The 23,402-nt window shown below is 56.7% G+C and carries 18 protein-coding genes; all 18 read left to right on the top strand.

The window, feature by feature from the left end:
* The coding region (locus NZ823_12060; GenBank protein MCS6805856.1) for an MmgE/PrpD family protein at positions 1–536 on the top strand (536 nt) is incomplete at its 5' end.
* Entirely contained in the window at positions 536–1,987 is a 1,452-nt protein-coding gene (locus NZ823_12055; GenBank protein MCS6805855.1) for an amidohydrolase family protein, read from the top strand. The genes NZ823_12060 and NZ823_12055, both read left to right, overlap by 1 nt.
* Before the next feature lie 159 nt (positions 1,988–2,146).
* Positions 2,147–3,391, top strand: coding sequence for an MFS transporter (locus tag NZ823_12050; protein ID MCS6805854.1), 1,245 nt, complete (start codon positions 2,147–2,149; stop codon positions 3,389–3,391).
* Between the two features lie 131 nt (positions 3,392–3,522).
* Positions 3,523–3,936, top strand: a complete 414-nt coding sequence (locus NZ823_12045; protein ID MCS6805853.1) for a nuclear transport factor 2 family protein — start codon at positions 3,523–3,525, stop codon at positions 3,934–3,936.
* Positions 3,920–5,218: an aminotransferase class V-fold PLP-dependent enzyme gene (locus tag NZ823_12040; GenBank protein ID MCS6805852.1), complete on the top strand. Its 1,299-nt coding sequence runs from the start codon at positions 3,920–3,922 to the stop codon at positions 5,216–5,218. The genes NZ823_12045 and NZ823_12040 overlap by 17 nt, the downstream gene beginning before the upstream one ends.
* A 476-nt stretch (positions 5,219–5,694) precedes the next feature.
* Entirely contained in the window at positions 5,695–7,845 is a 2,151-nt protein-coding gene (locus NZ823_12035; protein ID MCS6805851.1) for a DUF1838 family protein, read from the top strand.
* A 192-nt stretch (positions 7,846–8,037) separates the two neighbouring features.
* The gene (locus tag NZ823_12030) at positions 8,038–11,439 is read left to right on the top strand and encodes a TonB-dependent receptor (GenBank protein ID MCS6805850.1); all 3,402 of its coding nucleotides are present in this window, start codon (positions 8,038–8,040) and stop codon (positions 11,437–11,439) included.
* A gap of 197 nt (positions 11,440–11,636) precedes the next feature.
* Positions 11,637–12,164 (top strand): hypothetical protein, encoded by a 528-nt coding sequence (locus NZ823_12025; protein MCS6805849.1) that lies wholly within the window; start codon positions 11,637–11,639, stop codon positions 12,162–12,164.
* A 289-nt stretch (positions 12,165–12,453) separates the two neighbouring features.
* Positions 12,454–13,230 carry a class II aldolase/adducin family protein gene (locus NZ823_12020; protein ID MCS6805848.1) on the top strand — a complete coding sequence of 259 codons (777 nt, stop codon included), beginning with the start codon at positions 12,454–12,456 and terminating at the stop codon, positions 13,228–13,230.
* Between the two features lie 37 nt (positions 13,231–13,267).
* On the top strand, positions 13,268–14,557 hold the full coding sequence (locus NZ823_12015) for a redoxin domain-containing protein (GenBank protein ID MCS6805847.1): 1,290 nt from the start codon (positions 13,268–13,270) through the stop codon (positions 14,555–14,557).
* 108 nt (positions 14,558–14,665) lie between these two features.
* A complete protein-coding gene (locus NZ823_12010; protein MCS6805846.1) occupies positions 14,666–16,003 on the top strand; it encodes an MFS transporter in 1,338 nt (445 codons plus the stop codon).
* A complete protein-coding gene (locus NZ823_12005; protein MCS6805845.1) occupies positions 15,979–17,022 on the top strand; it encodes a nitrilase in 1,044 nt (347 codons plus the stop codon). Before NZ823_12010 ends, NZ823_12005 begins: the two co-directional genes overlap by 25 nt.
* Positions 17,023–17,024: 2 nt before the next feature.
* The gene (locus NZ823_12000) at positions 17,025–18,461 is read left to right on the top strand and encodes an aldehyde dehydrogenase family protein (GenBank protein MCS6805844.1); all 1,437 of its coding nucleotides are present in this window, start codon (positions 17,025–17,027) and stop codon (positions 18,459–18,461) included.
* 149 nt (positions 18,462–18,610) lie between these two features.
* Positions 18,611–19,054: a DUF3598 family protein gene (locus NZ823_11995; protein MCS6805843.1), complete on the top strand. Its 444-nt coding sequence runs from the start codon at positions 18,611–18,613 to the stop codon at positions 19,052–19,054.
* 213 nt (positions 19,055–19,267) lie between these two features.
* A complete protein-coding gene (locus NZ823_11990; protein MCS6805842.1) occupies positions 19,268–20,848 on the top strand; it encodes a long-chain-fatty-acid--CoA ligase in 1,581 nt (526 codons plus the stop codon).
* An 11-nt stretch (positions 20,849–20,859) separates the two neighbouring features.
* Positions 20,860–21,705 (top strand): amidohydrolase family protein, encoded by an 846-nt coding sequence (locus NZ823_11985; GenBank protein ID MCS6805841.1) that lies wholly within the window; start codon positions 20,860–20,862, stop codon positions 21,703–21,705.
* A 400-nt stretch (positions 21,706–22,105) separates the two neighbouring features.
* Positions 22,106–22,363, top strand: a complete 258-nt coding sequence (locus NZ823_11980) for a hypothetical protein (protein MCS6805840.1) — start codon at positions 22,106–22,108, stop codon at positions 22,361–22,363.
* Between the two features lie 182 nt (positions 22,364–22,545).
* Positions 22,546–23,402: DUF4437 domain-containing protein (locus tag NZ823_11975; GenBank protein ID MCS6805839.1), on the top strand; the 857-nt coding region annotated here is incomplete at its 3' end.

The raw sequence follows: 23,402 nt of genomic DNA, 5'->3' as shown, positions 1-23,402 counted from the left end.
TGCACCCGGAGGAAATCGAGCTGGTCGAAGTCCAAACGATTGCTCGCGCTGCGGACATTTTGTCTGATCCATCCAAGTACGAAATCACGTCGAAAGAGACGGCTGATCACAGTCTGCCGTATTGTCTGGCAGCAGCCATTGCCGACCGTGAACTGACGCCGCGTCAATTTCAGCCGGACAAGCTGAGCGACCCGCGCATTCTCAGTCTTGTGCCCAAGATTCGCGTGCGCACCAACGACGAATTTGAACGGCTGTTTCCGTCCACGCAGTCCTGCGAGGTGGCTATTTGGGCGCGCGCCGGTCGGTTTTACCGCTGCCGCGTGGATTATCCCAAGGGCGATCCCCGTTCTCCACTGACGGACCGTGAGCTGAAGCGCAAATTCACTTCATTGGCTGACGGCGTTCTTTCGGAGCAACGTCAGCAAAAGGTCGTGACAATGATCGAACATCTGGAATCGCTCGCCGACATCGGCGAGCTGATGAACGCGCTCGTCGCTGATGAGGCCTCGGCGCGGACATTGAGGAGTCACACATAATGAGTCGCTATGATTTGGTGATAAAAAACGGAACACTCGTCGTCCCCTATACAGGCGTCTTCGCTGCCGATATTGGCGTCAAAGATGGTCGCGTCGCTACCATCAGCTCTTCGATTGCGGCCAGCGAAGGCGAGCAGGCGCTGGATGCTTCAGGCAAATTCGTATTTCCCGGCGCCGTTGATTCACACTTTCATATTGGCATCTATCGCCCGCTCTCGGAAGATGCCCGGAGCGAATCAGCTTCGGCGCTCGTTGGTGGTGTCACCACGCTGTTGAGTTACTTCCGAACAGGCCATCACTACTTGAACAAATCGGGGCCGTACCGCGAGATTTTTCCAGAGGTGCTGGAGCTGTCCGACGGCCATTTTTGTACCGACTACGGCTATCACATCGCGGTTATGACCGCCGAGCAACTGGACGAAGTGCCGATGCTGGTTGAACAGTTCGGCGTCGGCTCGTTCAAGTTTTACATGTTCTACAAAGGCCTGACGCTGCAAGCTGACTCCACGCAGGGCCGTGACTATACGATGGCTGAGAACTATGACCTCGGCCATCTGTATCGGCTGATGGAACAGGTTTCTGCGATGGCGCATAAGCATCGCCGGCAGGGGCGTATTTCCTTGAGCCTGCACTGTGAGAACCCTGAGCTGATTCGGGTCTTCATTGAAGAAGTCAAAGCCAAGCGCCTTGAAGGGCTGGAGGCCTACAGCCAAGCGCGTCCGCCACTAACCGAGCGATTGTCCATTCACGAAGCAGTGATTTTGGCTGATGCTGCCAATTGTCCGATCAATTTGTTGCACTTGAGCGGTCAGATGGCGTTGCAAGCAGGGATTGATGTGCGGCGTCAGTATCCTCATCTGGGCATTCAACTGGAGGTCACGTTGCACCATCTGATGCTCAGTTGTGACAGAGTCGGCGGCCTTATTGGTAAAGTCAATCCGCCAATTCGCACGCAACAAGACGCTGCATTCCTGTGGCAGGGAATTGACAGTGGCGAAGTGGACACAGTGGTCAGCGATCACGCCTGTTGCTTTGAGGAAGAGAAAGGCCCGGACTTGTGGACGGCATTGCCGGGCTTTGGCGGTTCCTCGCTGCTCTATCCCGTGTTAATTTCGGAAGGCTACCACAAACGCAACCTATCGTTGACGCGCATTGCTGAGCTTGCTTCAGCCAATCCCGCGAGAAGCTTCGCGCTCTATCCGCGCAAGGGAACAATCCGCGTAGGCGGCGATGCGGATTTTGCGATCATTGATCCTCACAAAGTGCATACGGTGACGCCTGAGCTGTTGCAATCGGCTGAAGATTTCACGCCGTTTGCCGGCATTCGACTCACCGGCTGGCCGACGCAGACGATCCTGCGTGGCCAGTTGCTCTACACGGATGGTCAGATTGTGGCTCGGCCTGGCGTGGGACAATTCATCAAGCGCCCGGTCGAGCTGCACCGTGAGTGATCCATTTGCGCTTCGCGGGAGGTTCGTCTATGATTCAGCGCTCACGAAATTGCTGTCTCGGCGCAAAAGGATGGGTGTGGAGTGCGCCGGCAGTGCGAAGCGGCGACGGCGCTTCCTGTCCGGGCGCTCCGCAGATTCTGAAGGCGAAACAGACGTATCATGACCACAGCGACACATCATCAGCCGGTCAGTCAGACCCGTTTCATGGCCATCTTAGGGCTACTGATCATCTTGGTCATGCTGCCGGTGGTGATGGTCATACCGGTGCTGAAGCAGGTGGTGCAGGATCGCTATCATGTTGGCGAGCTGCTGACATCGCTGTTTATGTCCGTCAATATGGTAGGGGCGTTGATTGCCGCGCCGGTTGCTGGCTCCTGGTCTGATCGGTTAGGCCGACGAAGGCCGCTCATTGCCGGTGGGTTGTTGATTGACGCGGTGCTGTTCGCGTTGATGGTATGGGCGCCGAATTATGCCACATTGATGGCGCTGCGTTTTTTGGAAGGCGCAGCCCATATTTTTGCCATCTCGCTGTTGTTGGCGGTAGCAGCCGATTATGCCAAGGTGACGGGCAGCGGCCTGATCATGGGTGTAGCCGGCGGCAGCTTGAGTTTAGGCATTGCCTTAGGCGCTCCGTTGGGCGGCCTCTTAGGCCGGCAAGACCCGTTGTTGCCCCTGTGGGCTGGCGCGTTTGTCTCGTTGGTGGCGGCCTGCGCTGTGATCGTGTTGCTGCGTGAACAGCCCATCGCCCATCGCGCTGAATCGCTGCGCGCTGCGTTGAGACTGGTTAAAAATAACCGGGCGCTGCTGACGCCATTCACTTATGTGTTCGTTGAGCGGCTGGCTCAAGGCTTCTTTGTGAGTTGTTTTCCGCTTTACTTGCGCAACATTCATCATCAGGACCCGGCGCAAATCGGCGCGCTGATGACAATGTTGTTGTTGCCGTTTGCGCTGGCTTGTTACCCGTTTGGCTGGGTGGCCGAGCGGACTACGCGCACGCTGTTGTTGGGCGGCGGCTCGGCGTTGTATGCCGTGGGCGTTGCGTTGGTCGGACTGGTTCCCCTCGGTGCTTTGCCCTGGTTGATGGTGATCTTGGGATTGCTCGCCGCGGCCATGTTTATTCCCACGCTGATGCTAGTTGCCGACATCGCAGGCGAATCGGTCAAAGCGACGGCCATGGGCGGGTTCAATTCATTCGGCTCGATTGGATTTCTGCTCGGACCATTTCTTGGCGGAGCGATCACAGAGTGGGTTGGCCAAGCATACGCCCCGCTGGTCGGCTATCGCGCAGCGTTTATGACGGCGGGCATTTGTGTCCTGCTCTGCGTGCTCGTCACGTTGCCCATGCTCATCCGCGTGGATCGCGGTGAATTGAAACCTGCTTTATCACCTAGCGCAGAACCATGACTCTCATGACACAATCAATCCTCTTGAGCAAACGCGCCGCCTGGTGCGCGCTCCTGCTGATTGGGGCGAGCGCCGTCGCTCTCTCATCGGCGCAACCGCAAGCCACGATGACTGCAACGGAGACTGCGTCCATGCCACAGAAGACTGGCTCCAACGCGGCTGCCCGGACGATGCAGGTGGCACAACGGGCATTCGAGCATTTCCGGCACGGCTTGGCCAAAGGAGAATGGCAGCCCTTCCTCGACATGTTGTCCGATGATTTCACGTTCTACTTCCCGACCGGCAAATATCAAGGGCAGAATGTTGGAAAAGAGCGAGCGGCCGAGTTTTTCCGGTATGTCTCGACGGTGTTTCCCGAAGGCGTGCGCATCACGGAGGTGCTGCGCGTGACGGGAAACGAGCGGACCGTGGTGTTTGAGTTCCGCGACGAAGGCGTGCTGCGCGGCGAGCCGTACAAGAACCGCGTGGCCGTCTCGATGGATGTCTGCGGCGACAAAATCTGCGCCTATCGCGAATACTTCGGCAGCGATGGCAAGTCGAATTGATATGCGCCGACGCCACTTCTTGAGCGCCGCTGCTGTGACCCCGTTTGCTGGGTTGTTGAACGCTTTTCCGCAAGCTTCAACTGAGGGCGATCAGACGGCGTTTTGGGCGCACGTCCGGCGTGAGTTCCGGCTCGACCCGAATCGGGCGTTTTTCAACACCGGCACGCTCGGTTCCTCGCCGCGCGTGGTCACTGAGACAGTGACCGAAGCCATGCGCATGATGGACGCGCTGCCGACGTATGGCTACTGGGCGCAAGGCATGCCCCAGGCATTCAAAGTGCGCGACAAAGCTGCTGCGTTGCTGGGCGCTGAGCCGGTTGAAGTCACCATCACGCATAGCACGACAGAAGGGATGAACATGATCGGCCTGGGCCTTGATCTGCGGCCCGGCGATCATGTGTTGACCAGCACGCATGAACATCCGGGCGGCATGGCAGTGTGGGATTTCTTGGCGCAGCACCGCGGGATCGTTGTTGACACGCTGCCGCTGCCGCTTTCGCCTGAACGCGATGATGAGATTTTAGAGGCTATCGAGAAGCGTATTCGACCGCGCACGCGCTTGATCGCTGTGTCCCACATTCTCTATTCAACTGGCCTGGTGATGCCCGTGAAGGAAATTGGCCAGATCGCGCGGCGCAAAGGTATCTTGTACTTGGTTGACGGCGCGCATCCGGTCGGGATGAAGCCGGTCAATGTCAAGGAGATTGGTTGCGATTTCTATGCAGCGAGCGGACACAAATGGCTCTGCGGGCCGCGTGGCACCGGCTTACTCTACGTGAAAAAGGAGCACCTGAAGCGCCTGCGCCGATTCATCCATGCTTATCCTGAGCATCATGTGCCTGCCGATGTTGGGACGATTGACACGCAGGTGAGTCGGCTCAATTTCGCCTGGACGACCAACCTGCATGACATATTGGGATTGGGCGCTGCCATTGATTTTCATCAGCAGATTGGGGCCGAGCGCGTTCATGCGTACAATATGGCGCTGATCAATCGCTTCAAACGGGCGGTGGTCGAGGTCCCCAATCTCCAGTTGATTTCCACTTTCGATGGTCCGCTGGCCTCGCCGATGGCCACCGTTCGGATTATCGGCAAAAGCAATAAGCAAGTGTTCAAACGGCTGCGTGATGAGTGGCGCATCACCGTCAAGGAAGTCGCCGACGCGGAGCTCCCGCAGCCGCTCAATGCGATTCGCGTCTCGCCACACATCTACAACACAGCCGCGCAAGTGGACGAGCTGATCGCCGCGCTGCGTCACATCATGACCTCCGCTGGCGAGTAGTCGCTTCCGTTGGCCGCGCCGTGGCGTGTTCAGTTCAACTGAGAATCCGGAGTCAAGGCGAAGAGGGGACGGCGCTTTTTTGGAGTGCGCCGGCAGAGCGAGAGCGGCGACGGCGCTTTTTTGGAGTGCGCCGACAGAGCGAGAGCGGCGACGGCGCTTTCTGTGCAGGCGCTCCGTGCCGGGGCAAAGCGGCGTCGTGCCCTACGGGCTTGCCGCCGCACTCCAAAGAGCATTCTCATATTCGGATTTCGATATTCGGACTGGTGGGTTTCCCTCGAGGAGGGTTTCAGATTTTACCGCGCTGCGGCGTGTTCAGTTCAACTGAGAATCCGGGGTCAACCGTATCGGTCAAGCAGTGTCAATCAATCGTATAGTCAAGGGAGGCCGATCAGGTCTAGATTATTCAGACCAGGTCAATCAAGATCAATCAAGCTGTATCAGTGAACCGTCAAGGTGTCAGTAAAGGAGATGTCGGTATGAAAAAGCAACAGTTTGTGTCCATGCTCTGTTTGATTTTGCTGAGTGTGCAATGGGTTCAGGCTCAGCGATTGAACCTGAACAATCCTGAGGACGCGCTCAAGGCGTATCGCAAGGCGCAATGCTCGCTGACCGATGGCGAGCCAGCCGTCTACTGGTGGCGCGGGCGCGTCTATAGTCGTGTGCCGGGGGAAAAAGATCGTCACCTGTTCAATGTTCAGGGGATGAACATCCGCGCGTGTGTGACCGTTCCCGACGCCAATGGCGGATACGGATTTCGCATGGTCTCGCGCGAAGTGATGTTCTACTTGGACCCGAATACCGATCAGGTGTTACGCCGATGGAAGAATCCGTGGACGGGCAAAGAAGTCGAAGTGCTTCATGTGGCCAACGATCCCGTCAACATGCGAGCGCCGCTGTTTGCTCGTGGGCCGAGCGGCGATTACAAGTTCCCTGGCACGTTCAAAGATGGGCAGGTACTGCTCAGTTTTGAGGTGCCGCTGTTTTACACCAATCCGCTGGGCGGCGAGTATCAGAATTATGTTGGTGGCACGTATCATGCGATGGAGCTGTTCAATTGGTTCATCAACGAGCAAGACCTGCTGGACGCCACCAAGAATCGGGTCGAACAGGCCAGTGTCTCATGGGGGCGCATCTCGCAGTGGTTACCGTGGATGGAAATGGGTGACCGGCCTGGCCTGATGATCTTCCATGCCGCCGGTATGCGGCTGAGCCGTTGGGATGATTTGCCCGAACTGGTCAAGCAAGAGATTAAGCAGAACTATCCCATCTACCAGCAACCGCCGCCCCTGGATGATCAACGCCCCAACGAGACCAGTTGGACCTACTTCAAAAAAGTGATCGGGCAGAAGAAGGCGGAAACGCGAGCCGAAAGCCGGCCGGCTCCCACCGACGGCGGCGCAGCCATCGTGCTGAATCCCAATGGTCACCAGGCAGCCAGTCCCGAAGTGGCGCTCGGTCCTGATGGGAGCATCAACGTCATCTGGGTGGACAGAACGCCCGATGCGCCCAACCGCGCGCATTTGAAGCCCGGCGAACACACGCACAAGAGCAATACGAATTTGTATTTCGCACGCTCAACCGATGGTGGCCGGACCTTCTCAACGCCCGTTCGCGTCAATGATGTGGAAGGCAGCGTGTGGGGATTCAACACGAGCAAACCTCGCATCGCGATCGGCAAGTCAGGCACCATTCACATCTTCTATTCCGGTAATCGTCGCCCGGCAGGCGCGCCACGTCAGGCAGTGGATGCCATGTATACGCGCTCGACCGATGGTGGGCGCACATTTGAGAAACCGCGCCGACTCAATTCCATCTACCAGAGTCAATACGACGACGGCGAATTGGATGCCGCGCATTGCTTCGGCGCAATGGGTGTCGCGCCGGATGGCTCTGTCTATGTTTATTGGATTGACACACGGGAGATCAGAAAAGAAGGGGACAACGGCACCATCTACGGTGTCGTTTCACGCAATGACGGCAAGAGCTTTGAGCCGGAGCGGAAAGTGTTCGGCGCGATTGCTTGCCCGTGTTGTCAGCTCTGGGTGACGTTCTCGCCTGATTCTAAACCTTATCTCTCAATGCGGCGCGTCGGTGACGATGGCTCGCGCGATAGCGCCGTGGCTCGCTCCGATGACAAAGGAAAATCCTATTCCGAGCCAGTGCCCGTCACCACCGCTAAATGGATGATCAACGGCTGCCCGCTCAAGCCGACAGCCATGGCCGTGGACCGACGAGGACGACTCTATGCCGTCTACTATACCGCCGGGGCCAAGCCAGCCGGCGTCTATTTCACAGTCTCCGAAGATGGCGGCAAGACGTTTGCGCCCCATCAACTGTTGCATCCTGAAGCGAAGGTCTCGGATCATCCGGGTGTCACTGTTGGGCCTGATGATTCGGTCTACGTCTTCTGGGATGCGCGGGTGGGCGAAGAGCGGCGCGTTTACATGAAGGTCTCAACCGATCATGGCAAATCGTTTGGTCCGGCGATCGAATTCGGCGCCCCGGAAGGTTCGGCCACGTATCCTTCGGTTGCCGTCGGCAAGGATGGTGTAGCCTATGTCGCTTGGCAACAGAACGACCGCATTATGTTTCAAGTGTGGCCGACCGTCGTCGCACATCGGCATTAAACCACAACAGCCCCTGCGGGAAAATCCGAAGCGCGAAATCCGAAATTCGAAACGTTTGCCATTTCGGATTTGGGATTTCGGATTTCCCCGTATGGGCTTGCGAATCTCACCTAGGGTGACACGCATGAACCGTCGGCCACAATGTGAATGCAGCATCCAGTGTCATCTTCTGGTGTGTTTAAGGAGGTGAACATGAATCGAACTATACTGTCGCAATTGAAGCGATCGGTGTTTTGTGCATTGGCAGTGGCCGTCGCATTGAGCGTGACATTGGCCACTGTCCACGCTCAAACTACCGGCGCTATCTTGGGCACCGTTGAAGACGAGACAGGCGCAGTGATCGCCGGTGCTCGGGTGACAGCCATCAACCTAGCCACCGGCTTAGAGCGCACTGTTGAGACGGATTCCAGTGGTGCCTTTGAATTTCCTGTGCTGCCGATTGGAACCTATCGTGTCCGCTGCGAGAAGGAGGGCTTCAAGACAAAAATTCGTGAAGACGTCGTCCTGCAAATCGCGCAACGGGTGCGATTGGATTTTCAACTGGTGGCTGGCGCGCCGGTGGAAGAAATCACCATCAGCACAGGGACAACGCTGGTCAATACGCAAAGCGCTGAACTAGGTGAGGTCATCGAAAACCGGCGCATCCTCGATTTGCCGCTGAACGGACGGCAATTTCTTCAACTGGCCGAATTGACGCCGGGTGTCAGTCGCGGGCCGACCGGCGGGTTTCGTGGCGGCTTGACAGGCAATCTGACAGGCCCGAACATCACCGTCAACGGCTCGCGCGACACGGACAATTACTACACCGTTGACGGCGTCTCGGTGAATGACCGGTTCTTCAATTCGCTTACCGTCTCGCCCTCAGTCGAGGCCATCCAAGAGTTCAAAGTGCAATCCAGTCTCTATTCAGCCGAAGCCGGCGTCACCAGCGGCGCGCAAATCAACATCGCGATTAAAAGCGGCAGCAACGAGTTTCACGGCTCGATCTATGAGTTCTTCCGCAACGACCGGCTCAACGCGCGCAATTTCTTCGACGACGCGAAGCCGGTTTATCAGCAGAACCAATTCGGTTTCACAGCGGGCGGGCGGATCATTCGTGATCGAACCTTTTTCTTCGGCAACTTTGAAGGCCTGCGATTGCGAGTGCCGCAGACGCGCACGCTGACTGTGCCGACGCTGAAGATGAAGCGGGGCGATTTCAGCGAAGTCGGCGACGGCGATCCGGCCACGCGCAACGACATTGACCTGCGCGATCCGTATGCGCCGGGCGCGCCGTTCCGCAATACCTTTTTCCCCGGCAACCAAATTCCGATGAGTCGGTTCGACCCTGTAGCCCGCGATTTGTTGTCGTTGTGGCCGGACCCGAATCGTCCTGGCCTTTCGCAGAATTTGGTTGCCTCGCCGGCGTTTCGCAATAGGACCGATCAATTCACCTTCCGCATTGACCATCGCCTGTCGTCCAAAGACACCCTCTACGGGCGGTTTATTTTCTCCAACATCACCGCCTATTCGCCGTTCGGCGCGATTACCCAGGGCACGCGCACCGGCGCTGCCGTGCCAGGATTCGGATGGGATTTGACGACCAACAATCGGAATCTGGCGCTCAATTACACGCGCGTCTGGTCGAGCAAACTCGTCGGCGAATTCCGGTTTGGCTACAATCGCACGTTTGGCGGTCAAGAGCACGAACAGCGCGGCAATAATGTGGCGGCGCGGAACAACATTCAGGGGTTGGTTGATCAAACCGAGCTCACCATCGGCGTCCCGCGCATCAACGTGGTCGGGTTCAGTCCATTTGGCGATGAGCCGAATACGATCACGCGCGTCAACAACGATTATCAGTACGACTACAACGTGACCTACACCGTTGGCGCGCATACGCTGAAGTTCGGCTTCCAGTACGCTCGCGTCAATTTTGCGCCGGCCATCCAGAATTTCGTGCGTGGCAGCTACAGCTTCGGCTCGACGCGCAACACCAGCAATCACCCCTTCGCCGACTTCTTGCTCGGTTTGCCCCATCAAGGCGCGACGGGCGCCATTGCAGCCGCCGATTTCCGCGGCAATGAGTTTTACTGGTACGTGCAGGATAGCTGGCGGGTCAATGCACGGCTCACATTGGATTACGGGCTACGCTATGACTATCAAGAGCCGCTGGCCGATAGGAATTTGCAACTTTCCAACTTCGATCTGAATCGCACGCGAAAGATCATTATTCCCAGCGAAGGCGGCCGGATTGCGCCGGCGTCAGAGTTTCGCTCGGCCACTTTGCGAGACGGCTTCTCCGGCTTTCCCATCATGACCTCGGAGGAGTATGGCATCCATCCGGGATTGATTCACGAGGACAAGAACAACTTCGGGCCTCGCTTTGGGCTGGCCTGGAGCGTCCTGGGCGATGACCGACTGGTGCTGCGAACCGGCTACGGCATTTACTACAATCGGAAAGAACAGTTCGCTGCCACCACCATGACAGCCCGTCCACCCTTCGGGTATACCGGCTCGCGTCAGAATTTCTTCGTCGCTACGCCGGCGCGTAACCCTGACGGGACGCCGATCACCATCGCCAACTTCATGGGCGTCAACCCAGCAGCGTTTGCCTTATTGCTGCCGGTTGACCCTGAGATGCGATCCGGCTATGCCCAGCAGTGGAGCTTGAATATCCAGACCACGCCGGTGCGTGATCTGATGTTCGAGACGGGTTATGTCGGCTCGAAAGGCACTCGGCTGTTCTTGACCGATAGCCGAAACTATCGGCGACCGTTGCAGGACAACGCGACTCGTGAATTCTTCCCCTATGTCTTCGGCATGGCCGTGTGGACCGATTACGGCTTTTCCACCTATCACAGTTGGCAAACTCGCGTAGTCAAACGGCTCTCCGGTGGATTGCAGTTTTCGGCGAATTACACGTGGGCTAAGTCGCTGGATAATAATTCGGCCGGATCATCAGGGTCGAACGATTCTGATTCGGGCGGCATTAGCAATCCGTTCAACCGAAAAGCTGAGAAAGGGCGTTCGGCCTTTGACGCGCGGCATCGGTTTGTGGTCAGCGCGGTGTATGAATTGCCGTTCGGCCCAGGTCGCGCCTTCGGCGCGAGCGCTACGGGCGTTGGCAGAAAACTCATCGAAGGCTGGCAAATCAGCGGCATTGGGTCGTATCGCACAGGCACGGCGTTTACTGTGGATAGCACTACCGATTTTCATCAAATCGGGCGAACCAACAGCAACCGGCCTAATTTGATCGGCGACCCCAATGCTGGCCCGCGCACGGCCGAGCAGTGGTTCAATGTCGCCGCGTTTGTCACGCCGACCCCCGGTTTCTTCGGCACGGCCGGTCGAAACATCGTGGAAGCCGATAGCTTCAGCGCCATAGACCTCTCATTCCAAAAAGAGACGAGCATCACGGAGCGGTGGCGGGTGCAGTTCCGCTGGGAGATCTTCAATCTGCTGAACCAGACAAATTTTGCTGTGCCCGATCGCACGTTTGTCGCGCCGATTGATGCGCCAGGCGGGGTGGCCAATATCAATCCCAACTTTGGCCGAGTGTTCACGGCGGCTGACCCGCGCGTGATGCAAGTCGCTCTCAAACTCATCTTTTGATTGTGGGTCCCTCTTCGAGGGAAATTCGAAGCACGAAATCCGAAATCCGAAACGTTTCGGATATATTCGGATTTTGAATTTCCCTCAAAGAGGGCTTCTGTGGCACAATGTTCGCGCCCGGAAACCGTCGGCGGTTTGAGCCGGATTTGATGAGCCATCAAGCTCACACACTATAACTTGTGGAGGAGAATCAACCTATGACACGAAAAACGTTTGTGATGATCTTTCTCAGTTGCTTGATCCTGGCTGGCGCGTGGGTTCCTGCTCAAGCCCAGCAACCCAGCTTCGTCGGCAAGTGGGACCTGGTGATTGACCTGGGCACGCCGGAGAATCCCAGTCTGTTTGTCTACGTCGTGGAGGCCACCAGTGCGCCGGCTGCTTCCGAAGGGAATCAGAGCGCGCCTGCTTCCAGTGCGCGTGGCGGCGGCATCGTGTTAGGCGCGCTGAACTTTGGATGCACCACCAACTGCCGCACAATCGGATTTGGTTGGCGACACACGCCGCTGACCGGCGCTAATCCGGTCGGCGTTGCCATGACGTTCGAGCTGCCCAGCCCGGTTGCGCCCGGTACGTTCCTGCTGGATGGTCGCTATGTAAACCCCAACACAGTCGAAGGGCGAGCCGTGCTGTTGGCTGATCCGCTAGCAGCGACGGACCCGGCGACGATCAATCAACAACTGAACCGCGTCATCACGGTCGGTAAGTTCACCGCGCTTCGCCGCTAGCAGCGGGTCGGCGACGATCGCCATGATCGGGTAGGTTAGGAAAGGAGCGAGGCGAAGAGGAGCTTCTCCTCTTTGCCTTTGCCTTTTCCGTTTTTCGGCGCATGTGGTCGCAACGGCTTCGGCGTTGGCATTGGCGGCTTTCGGCCACCTTGGTTGCTGACGGCGGTCATGGGCAGCATTTTGCGACAACGCTCTTACAGAGCGATTGGCAGCGTTTGACAGAAAGCAACGGGCCGCAGAATTTCTCGCGCCAGCTCAAGCTGTATCACTCGATCAGAACGAGGATTTCATGAACAACCTGTCAACAACTCCACATCCCAACTTGAAGGAGCGCGTCTCTCAGGAAGAATGGCAGATGCGCGTTGATCTGGCTGCCGCGTATCGGCTGGTGGCGCATTTCGGTTGGGATGACCTCATCTACACGCATATTTCAGCCCGCGTGCCGGGAACAGATCATCACTTTTTGCTCAACCCTTACGGCATGCTGTTCGAGGAGGTCACAGCGTCCAGCTTGGTCAAAGTTGATCTGGAAGGGCGCATCGTGATGGACACACCGTATGTCATCAATCCAGCCGGCTTCACCATTCACAGCGCCGTTCATGCAGCTCGACCGGACGCAATCTGTGTGATGCACTTGCACACGCCATACGGCATTGCTGTCTCAGCGCAAAAGGATGGGTTGCTGCCTCTTTCGCAGCAATCGGCGATCTGCCTGGCTTCGCTTGGCTATCACGACTACGAAGGGCTGGCGCTGAATGAAGACGAAAAACCGCGACTGGTGGCTGATCTGGGCGATAAGACATTTCTGATTCTGCGCAATCATGGATTGCTTACCGTCGGGCCAACAGTCGCCGATGCGTTTCAGGCAATGTACCTGCTGGAGAACGCTTGTCGCATTCAAATCCTGGCACAATCAGGCGGCTCTGAGCTGATTCCGATTGACAAGGCCATTCTGGATGGCATCACAGAGCAAGTTGAAGTGGTCACGCGCGGCCTCGGCGGCCAGCTTAGTTGGCCTGGGCTGCTCAGAAAACTGGATCGCATGGACCCATCCTATCGAGATTAAGCCAACCCGGTTATTCCATGACATAAGGGAGATGGTGATGAACTCACGAATGATCACGGTGAGCCTTGTTCTCTTGTTGCTAGCGGGCGCTTCATCGGCGACAACTGGCGTGCAGGTTGACTCGCACGCCTCTCAGTCATCAGGCCAGCCAACCCAACAACCTGACGGAAGCACAAAAACGGTCGAGCCAATCAATGCCCAACAATTTCGTAGTCTGCTGGCCAGTTTGAAAGGTCATGTTGTACTGGTGAACATCTGGGCGACGTGGTGCATACCGTGCATTCGAGAGTTTCCTGATCTCTCAAAACTTCAGCAGCAATACTACGATCGCGGGCTGCGCGTCATCGCCATTGCGATAGACGAGCCGGATGAACTGGAGAGCAAAGTCAGGCCATTCGTCAAAGCGCGCGCGCCTGCTTTCACCACCTATCACTGTAGCGAGTCGCCGGCGGACAAACTGATCAGCGTGCTTGATCCAAGCTGGAGTGACATTGTGCCGACTTCCTACATCCTCGATACAGAAGGAACGTTGAAGGCGACCTTGCAAGGGCGCAAGCCATTTGAAGTCTTTGAAGCGGCTATTCAACCATATTTGCCAGCCGCCAAACCGAGTGCCGCGAGCGCCGAGGTATCTGCGGCGTTGTCGCTTGTGCGTCAGGCGATCGCTGCTCATGGCGGTGAAGCATTCCATCGCCCGCGTTCGATGCAACTGAAAGGGCGAGCCATTTATCATCCGATGGATCAGAGTCCCGATGTTGTGATTGATCAACTGACCATCACGCGCGTCGTGCCACAAGCTAGCACCTCGGCGCGGCAGCCCGGCGGCAAACTGCGCGCGGAAGCCTGGGTAGGTGGCAAGGTCTTCTTCCGCCAAGGCTATGACGGAACGCGGTTCTGGGCTGACATCAGTGGGCAAGCTCAACCCGTTGCCGAGTATTTGCAGCTTGATCGTCATTTTGGCTTCGGCATCATTCGCTTTGCTGAAACGCCGGGCTTTGTGGTTGAACAGCACCCTGACGGTGAGGTTGAAGGGCGTCCTGCGTTTCACATCTCCATTACCGATTTGGAGAAGCGGCGCACGGACTTCTGGATTGATAAAGAAACACGCTTGATTCACAAAGTCGCCTTCGATACACCTTCAGGCCATCATGAACGCATCTACTGGCCCTACGACCTGAGCGAGCAGGTCAGGGAAGCGCGACACGTCAAACTACTGTTCAAGGGACATAAACTCTTCGACGTGATGTGGGAGAGCGTTCGCTACAATCAGGATTTTCCTGATGAGTTCTTTGCGCCGCCGGCTGATCTGCAAAAGGCAGCCAATTAGCACGAAGGTTCATCGAGCTCACTGTTCATGCCATCTGCGGCCACGCTTCGAGATAAGAACCACTGACGCTTGAGCGTCGTTGGCGCTGCAACCGATTCTGCTCTCGCGATGATCTCAGCCAGTCTTCCCAGCGCGTTGTCGCTTCGCCTGCGCACCAATCTGCGCTGGATCATTGTCGGGCTGATCTTCCTGGCGACGACGATCAACTACATTGATCGTCAAGCCATCTCGGTCGCTGCGCCAACCATCATGGAGGATTTGAATCTCTCCAAGCAGGACTATTCGTGGATCGTCACGTCGTTTTTGCTGGCCTATGCGCTGATGCAAGTTGTTACGGGGCTGCTGATTGATCGCATTGGCACGAAGCGCGGCTTTTCACTGGCCATCAGTTGGTGGTCAGTCGCTAACATGCTACACGCGCTGGGCAGTGGCGTGTGGAGCCTTTCAATCTTTCGATTCCTGCTGGGCGTCGGTGAAGCCGGCAATTATCCGGCGGCACTGAAAGCCATTGCTGAATGGTTTCCCAAAACAGAGCGCTCAACCGCTGTCGGCATTTTGAATGCCGGCCCCGGCTTTGGCGCGATCATCGCGCCGCCGCTGGTGGCATGGTTAGTCATCACGTTGGGATGGCGGATGGCTTTCGTCGTGACCGGCGCCATCGGATTCGTCTGGTTAATCGCCTGGCACAAAATTTACGACACGCCAGAGTTTCATCGGCGACTGACACAACAAGAAGCCGAACTGATCCTGGGCGAGCAATTCCGCAATCCGGCCCCGCGCGTGAAGACGCCCTGGCATCACTTTTTCCGTTACAAAGAAGTCTGGGGATTGATGCTCTCACGGTTCGTCTGCGACGGAGCATTTTACTTTTTCGCTTTTTGGTTGCCGACCTACCTGCATGATGTGCGCGGCTTCAGCCTTCAACAAATCGGTCTGTTCGCCTGGATTCCTTTTCTGGCGGCTGATGCCGGCAGCTTATTTGGCGGATGGGCCGGCACGCGGCTCATCCGCAACGGCATGACGGTCAATCGCTCGCGCAAGCTGATGATCTGGCTGGGCGCAGCGATGGTGCCTGTGGCCATGCCAGCATACTTTGTCTCGTCGCCTGGAATGGCGCTGCTGCTGATTGCGGTGGCCATGTTTGCCATTCAGATCAAATCCGCATCGTTGTTCACCATCCCGGCCGATTTGGTTGAATCATCAAATGTCGCCACTGTGTGGGGCTTATCGGGGGCAGCCGGCAGCGTCGGAGGCATGTTGTTCACGCCGCTGATTGGATGGCTGGTGGATCACGTCTCGTATGAGCCGGTCTTTGTCATCGTCTCGATCATGCATCTGGTTTCTGCGTTGATCGTCATGTTGTTCATTCCGCGCATCGAGCCGCTAAGCCCGTTGCGACGAGAGTTTGGAGAAGAGCAGCCATGGAAGGACATCACCATTCGCTGAGCCGATTTCGCGCTGTGGCCATGCAGGTGACGTGTCGCGCCGTCAATGCGTTCACTGACGCCCAGCAAGCCCGCGCGCGCATGCGCGAAACGATTGAGCGATTGCGCCGACAAATTTCATCAACGCTGGCTTGGCTCGGCGCTGATACCCGGCTGGTTGTGCTGCCTGAGTATTTTCTGACCGGCTTCCCGATGGGCGAATCGTTCCAGGTGTGGTCGCAGAAGGCCTGCCTGGAGCCGACAGGCCAGGAATACCAATGGCTCGGAGAGATTGCGCAAGCGCATAAGATTTTTCTTGCCGGCAACGCCTACGAGCTGGATGCGCACTTTCCTGATCTCTACTTTCAGACCAGTTTCATCATCGGTCCATCGGGCGACGTGATCTTGCGGTACCGACGGCTCAATTCGATGTTTGCGCCGACGCCGCATGACGTGTGGGATCGCTATCTGGACATCTATGGCCTGGAGGCCGTGTTTCCCGTCGCGCGAACTGAGATCGGCAATCTGGCTGCTGTCGCATCTGAAGAGATTCTGTTTCCCGAAATCACACGTTGTTTGGCCATGCGTGGTGCGGAGGTGATCGTGCACTCCTCATCGGAAGCGTCCAGTCCAGAGCCGACGCCGAAAAGCATTGCCAAAGCTGCCCGCGCCGTCGAGAACCTCGTCTATGTGATTTCCGCGAACTCGGCCGGCATCGAGGATATTGCTATCCCTCGCGCGTCCACCGATGGCGGCTCGGTCATCATTGACTATCACGGTCGCGTGTTGGCCAAGGCAGGGCCTGGCGAAAGCATCGTCGCGTATGCCGACATTGACCTGGATTCGTTGCGGGCTTACCGACGGCGGCCCGGCATGGAGAATTTACTGTCGCGGCAGCGGTTCGAGCTGTATGCAGACAGCTACCGGCAGTTTCATTTCTATCCGGCTAACACGCTGCTTGAGAAAACAGCCGACCGGTCGCACTTTGTGCGGACGCAAAAAGAGACGATCGAACGGCTGGAGAGAGAAGGGGTGATCTAAAAATGGTCGAGCAAATTCCGGTGCGCAATCCGCGCACCGGTCAGTTCGATGATTTCATCACGCCGCCCACGCCTGAGCAATTGAAGGCTCACGCCGAGCGGTTGCGTCAAGCGCAACGTGATTGGTGGCACGCCGGCCTGGCTGAGCGCATCACCGCGCTCCAACAATGGAGAGAAATCCTCCTGGCGCGAAAACAAGAGCTGGCCAGCGTGTTGGCCGTTGATACAGGCCGGTGGCCGGAGTCGGTGCTGGAAGTCGAGGTGGTGATTTCCAGCATCGAGCGGTGGTGTCGGTTGGCGCCGTCGCTGCTGGTTGAGCGCGAGCCGGCGCACACCTCAATTCCATTCATTGAACTCAAAAGTCAATTGGTCCCTTATCCGTTGGTCGGCGTGATCAGCCCGTGGAATTTCCCATTGCTACTTTCCACTATGGATGCGATTCCGGCGCTGCTGGCCGGTTGCGCTGTGCTCGTCAAGCCGAGTGAAGTGACGCCACGCTTTATTCGCCCGTTGAACGAAACGGTGGCGAGCGTGCCCCTTCTGCGCGACGTTTTCGGCTTCGTGCAAGGCGCTGGAGAGACGGGCGCAGCATTGATCCAGTTGATTGATCTGGTCTGCTTCACCGGCAGCGTCGAGACGGGGCACATCGTCGGTGAAGCCGCAGCGCGGCGGTTCATCCCAGCATTTCTCGAACTGGGCGGCAAAGACCCCGCCGTCGTGCTTGAGTCAGCCGATTTGGAATTAGCCACCTCAGCCATCTTGTGGGGCTCAGTTGTCAACGCCGGCCAATCGTGCCTCTCCATCGAGCGCATCTACGTGGCCGAGACGATCTTTGATCGGTTTGTCGAAAAATTAGTGGATAAGGCGACTCGCGTGCAATTGGCTTACCCCTCTTATCAAGACGGCCGTATCGGGCCGATTATAGACGTGCATCAAGCCGACATTATTGCCGCCCATTTGCGCGATGCCGTTGAAAAGGGCGCAACGATCCATTGCGGTGGGAGCATTGAGCAACTGGGCGGCGGATTGTGGTGCCGACCAACAGTGCTGACAAACGTCAACCATTCGATGAAAGTAATGACTGAAGAAACATTCGGCCCACTGATGCCAGTCATGCCGTTCTCAACGGTTCAGCAGGCGATTGATCTGGCCAATGACACAATCTATGGGCTCAGCGCCGCCGTTTTTGGAAGCGAGCAGGACGCGCTGACCGTTGCTCAAAAATTGGAAGCAGGAGCCATTAGTATCAACGACGCTGCGTTGACCAGTGTCATGCACGAGGGAGAGAAGCATTCATTCAAGCGTTCTGGCCTCGGCGGATCGCGCATGGGGCCGGCTTCGATCATGAGGTTTCTGAGAAAGAAAGCATTGATCATCAAGACAGAACCTGTCGTTGATCCCTGGTGGTTTGAAGAATTGAAGACGCAGTCAATTTCATAATTTTTGGAGTGCGCCGGCAGAGCGAGAGCGGCGACGGCGCTTTCTGTTCAGGCGGTGTGCGCCGAGGGAAAGCGGCGTCGCGCCCTGCGGGCTTGCCGCCGCACTCCAAGGCAATCTGAAGGCGAAAACAGAAAAGGAGGAACGTGTTTATGTCATTACGTGAAGCTATGCCATTATTGGCTCGACACGAAGGCGAGTGGAAAGGAACGTACATTTACGTGGATGCTGAAGCAAAGATCATTGATCAGCACGCTTCCCATTTGACGTGCCGGTTTCCTGAGGATAATCCCGACGGCTATCATCAAACCAATCACTACACGTGGCCAGATGGTCGAGAGGAAATACATCAATTCCCCGCGACGTATCGGGATGGAAAGATCTGGTTCGATACCGAGCGCATCAAAGGCTATGCCTGGGAAGCCGATGAGAACACCATTCTGCTGACCTGGGTCTACAAAACTGATCCGGAGAACTACCTCTACGAGATGATCCAGTTGAGTCCTGACGGCAATCATCGCGCGCGCACGTGGCACTGGTTCAAAGATGGAGAACTCGTCAAGCGCACACTGATCAAAGAAGTGCGAGTGCGATAAGCGCCGCCGAGGGTGAAACGAAGTCAGTCGCTTTGGAGTGCGGCGGCAAGCCCGCAGGGCGCGACGCCGCTTTCCCTCGGCGCACACCGCCTGGACAGAAAGCGCCGTCGCCGCTCTGGCTCTGCCGGCGCACTCCAAGAAAGCGCCGTCGCCGGTTTGCGGTTGGTTAGCAAGCCCGCGGGGCGCGACGCCGCTTTGCCAGTGACTAGCGCGATGATGTTTGGAGACCTCGCTCATTTTGGCGACATCCTGCGTCGGCACGCTCGCTATAGCGGGCAACGCGTCGGCATTGTCTACGGCGACGTGCGGCTGACGTGGCACCAAGTCAATGCGCGGGCCAATCGGTTGGCCTCGGCATTGCAACGGCGCGGCGTGCGACAAGGCGACCGCGTGGCCATTTTGAGCAAAAATTGCCATGAGTATGTCGAGCTCCTATTCGGCTTGGCCAAAATTGGCGTCATCAGCGTTCCCATCAACTATCGCTTGAGCGAGCCGGAGATCGAGTTTATTTGTAACGACGCGGGCGCTGTGGTTCTCGTCGCCGGACCGGAGTACGTTGATGTGGCTGACCGCGTCGCATCGCGCTCACCATACATCAAGCAGGTTGTTGCGCTGGGTCGCGCCTTGCCCAAGTATATGACGTCCTACGACTCGCTCATTGAAGCTGGGCATGAAGCTGAACCAGCACCAGAGCGGCCGATCAACCCCGATGACCTGCTCTTGTTTCTTTACACCAGCGGCACAACCGGTTTCCCCAAGGGCGTGATGTATACCCACCGAGGTACGTTGATCGGGATGTTCGTTCACGTGCATGCCATTGGCAGCCATTCAACTCATCGCGTGATGTTGCCGGCGCCGCTTTATTCAGCCGCGGGGATTGCCGGCATCTTCTGCGCCGTCTACGTGGGCAGTTACATCGTGTTGATTAACTTCGAGCCGGAGCGAGCGCTGGCGACGATTCAACAAGAACGCATCACGTTCACGAACCTGGTTCCGACGACGATTCAAATGCTGAGCATGCGCGACGATATTGATCGCTATGATCTATCGAGCCTGAAGGTCTTGCTCTATGGCGGCGCGCCGATGCCGGAGCCTGTTCTGCGGCGAGCCTCGCAAGTGTTTCGCTGTGACTTTCGACAAACATACGCCACATCAGAAACAGGATGCGCCGGCACAGTCTTGGAACCGGATGAGCATCGGCTAGCATTGCAGGACGAACGCTGGGCCAAGCTCCTGAGCTCGTGCGGGCGGCCTCAGTGCAATGTTGGTGTGCGCGTCGTCAATCCCGATGGGACGGATGTCGAACCGGGCAATGTCGGTGAAGTCGCCGTCTACACCGAAGGCAATATGGTCGGCTACTGGAATAATCCTACAGCCACGGCCGAGGCTCTGCGAGACGGCTGGGTCTATACCGGCGACTTGGCCACTATTGATGAGGACGGCTACATCTATCTGGTGGATCGCAAACACGACATGATCGTCAGCGGCGCGCTCAACGTCTATCCGACAGAAGTGGAGCGAATCATTTATCAGCACCCAGCCGTGTTGGAGTGCGCTGTCATTGGCGTTCCTCACGAAGTATGGGGCGAGGCCGTCAAAGCGGTCGTCGTTGTCAAACCGGGCATGTCGCTCGGCGAAGATGAACTGATCACGTTTTGCAAGGAGAGACTGGCCGGTTACAAGTGCCCCAAATCGGTTGATTTCATTGACCGCTTGCCGCGAAACCTCACCGGCAAGGTGCTCCGGCGGGTCTTGCGCGAACCATACTGGCAGGATCGAGCTCGAAAAATTTAGGGAGATGCCTGATGCCCATCATTGACATCGTTGTGAATCTGTGGACAGAGGAAGTCACTAAAAACTATCCGAGCAAGCTCGACATCTTTTGGAAGTGGGTCAAGATTTACGAACAGACCAAAGCCGGCATTCCGCTGGAGGAACAACTGCGACGCATGGATGCTGCCGGCATCGAGAAAGGCTTGCTGGTGGCAACAACAGGCGGCAAGCCCGGCTCAGATGAGTTTTTTGAGAAACCGTATTGGCTGATCCAGCAAGTTATTGAGCAACATCCCAAGCGGTTCAAAGGACTGATTGGAATCAATCCGTACCAGATCATGACGTGGCTGAAGAAACTGGATTACTGCGTGCGCGAACTGGGATTCGTGGGCGCGCACGTTTATCCTCATTGGTATGGCGCCCCGCCCGATGATCGCGCTTATTATCCGTTTTATGCCAAGTGCGCCGAGCTGGGCGTGCCGATTCAAATTCAGGTCGGCCATTCGGCTCAACAATTTTTGCCCACTGTCGCGCGTCCCATCACGTTGGATCGCGTGGCGATTGATTTCCCTGAATTGACCATCATCGGCATTCACATTGGCTACCCGTGGACAGAAGAAATGATCGCTGTTGCCTGGAAACATCCGAATGTCTATATCGGCACGGATGCCCATGCGCCCCGTTATTGGGACCCATCGTTGATTCGATTCATCAACGGCCGTGGTCAGGATAAGGTGTTGTTTGGCACTGATTGGCCTGTCATCGAATTTGAGCGGGCGATCAAAGAAATCAACGAGCTTGAATTGAAGGAATCGGTCAAGCAGAAGTTGCTCTACGAGAATGCTGTTCGTGTCTACCGGCTGGAGCAGTGGGTTTGAAGCGGGTGCCACCAGCACGGCAGCCCGAATATCGAAATCCGATATGAGCATGCGGTTTGGAGTGCGGCGGCAAGCCCGCAGGGCGCGACGCGGCTTTGCGTTGGCGCGGAGCGCGTGGGGAGAAAGCGCCGTCGCCGCTCTGGCTTTGCCGGCGCACTCCAAAGAAGCGCCGTCGCCGCTTTGCAGTCTGTTTGCAAGCCTGCGGGGCGCGACGCCGCTTTGCCTTGGCGCGGAGCGCCTGGACAGAAAGCGCCGTCGCCGCTCTGGCTTTGCCGGCGCACTCCAAAAGAGCGCCGTCGCCGCTCTGGCTTTGCCGGCGTACTCCAAAAGGTAAATCCGGCAGCCAGTTCACTCACGTGCACAAATTTTCTCAACAACAATTCTTGTTAAGGAGGTCATAATGGCAACAATTCCCAAGCCCAAACGAACTCAGGCAGTCAAGGCGTGGCTCAAGCAAGAGCTTAAGGAGCAACAAGAGAAGTACAAGCGGATTGTCGCTGAGATGGATGCGCTCAGCCCACAGCGTGAGAAGTGGATTGCTGAATTCTTCGAGCGCATTCAGACGCGAGGATTCAACGTTCATTGGGATAATCGGCGCAAGATCAAACCGGAAGAAATCCCGCCCAAGCCGAAGAAGAAAATCCGTGTGGTGTATTAAGCAACATCAGAACAGATCAACAATGAGCTGAGGAAACGTCGAGTAACGCTCGATGCCTCACTTCACACGATTCACCCATGAGCATGAGCGCGTCACCCAGAGTGAATGTGAAACGTTTCAGATGAGCGAGTCTCTTTCTCTCTGTGTCTGCCGCGCGCTCTGCGGACTGAAAAGGAGCAACTATGGCACGACCACATATCGAACCGTTTTGCGATCGTGATGTATCATTCAAAAAAATGACATTGCCCGGATTCCCTCCAGGGATGCACTACAAGATGTTGAGCATTGATAAAGACACAGGCGCGTGCACCATGACGGTGCAATTCGACGCTGGTTACAAGCAGCCGCCCGGATTTAGTTATTCCGACATTGAGTTGCTGATTATGGAAGGTGGGCTGCGTGTCGGCGAGCGGATGTGCGGCCCAGGGTATTACTTCTTCATCCCCGCCGGCGTAGCCATGCCGGAAATCTCCACGAAAACAGGATGTCTGGCGCTGCTGATGTACAACCAGACGGAGCCTAATTTTGAAGAATCAGATCAAGACCACGACGCTGCCAACCGCTCAGGACTGATTCAGGTCAACGCCTACGATGATCTTTTCTGGCGCGAGCCGACGCTCTTTCCGGCGACAGCCCCTGGATGTTATCTGAAAATCCTTCGCATGGATGAACGGACTCATGCCCTCTCATTTCTCTATTGCATGGTTCCGGGATTTTTCCAAGACAACATCTCATACCATGATTGCGCTGAAGAGGCCTATCACATCTGGGGCACATCGTGGATGATGCAATTTGGCTATTTGCCGACCGGCGGCTACTTCTGGCGCCCGGCATATATCAATCACGGGGCATTTGCCAGTGAGCAGGGGATTTTGGCGTTTGGTCGAACAGATGGCGAGTTGTTTAATCACTTCCACTGGAATCCCTACTCTACCGTTGAAATGAATCAAGAACGAGCTGCGGCGCGACTGTTGCGTCGAAAGCCCGAGCTCTACAAATGGATCGTGGCGCACGGTCACAACCATCCCGTAGATTTTGA

Source organism: Blastocatellia bacterium (assembly GCA_025054955.1).
Lineage (GTDB): Bacteria > Acidobacteriota > Blastocatellia > HR10 > J050 > JANWZE01.
Note: the sequence above shows the minus strand (reverse complement) of the source record. Positions and strands in the feature narration are given on the sequence as shown.